The sequence below is a fragment of the Streptococcus mitis SK1080 genome, from assembly GCF_000220085.1.
GTDB classification, from domain to species: Bacteria; Bacillota; Bacilli; order Lactobacillales; family Streptococcaceae; genus Streptococcus; species Streptococcus mitis_K.
Genome location: NZ_AFQV01000001.1, coordinates 1 through 717, shown reverse-complemented (window position 1 = coordinate 717; position 717 = coordinate 1). Strand labels below are relative to the sequence as shown.

The 717-nt window shown below is 37.8% G+C and carries 1 protein-coding gene; it reads left to right on the top strand.

What is annotated here, in order from left to right:
* The coding region (locus HMPREF9957_RS13265) for a hypothetical protein (RefSeq protein ID WP_000563327.1) at positions 1-717 on the top strand (717 nt) is incomplete at both ends.

Genomic DNA, 717 nt, shown 5'->3' with positions numbered 1-717 from the left:
ATTACGCCAAGTGCAAACTTTCAAGGGGATTTAGGTTCGACAGAACGTAGTATCTCAGGTACAGGTATCGCAGGAGCTACAGTGAAGATTGATTTACAAGGTAGTAAAACAGTTGAGACAACAGTTGGTTCAGATGGAAATTGGACATACAACTTAAAAAATAACGAAGTTTTAACGCAAAACGTTAAGCAAGATGCGAATACAAAATCAACGAAGCCAGTTTCAGTGAAACAAGTGATGCATGGAATCGAATCAACAGATACAACAGCTAATGTTCAATTAAGCGATGTAATCACTTTTGATGAACCGCTACAAGCTGGTCGTGATATTACACTTCGTGTCCCTCATGATGCTGGAAGATTCTATGTGATAATCGCAAGTAAAGAAGGCAATAGCTTCCAATATGGAATCAATAAAACAGATAACGGATGGCAAGTAGAAGAATCTGTCAATAATAGAGCGACAGGAAAAACAACAACTGAGCTAACTGTTTCAACAACTTCAAACCCAGCTGAACGAGTATTCAAATTACACATTAAAGATTCAAATCAGAAATCTGACATTCCATTTACAATGAAAGCTGATGCTAGAAGTGTAATGGCACGTGTACACTATGATAATTCAAAAGGAAATCCAGCTGTTGGTGGAAAATGGACATACACAACTCCGATAAATACAAATCCAACAATCACAGTAAAAGCACCAGACACGCACAAC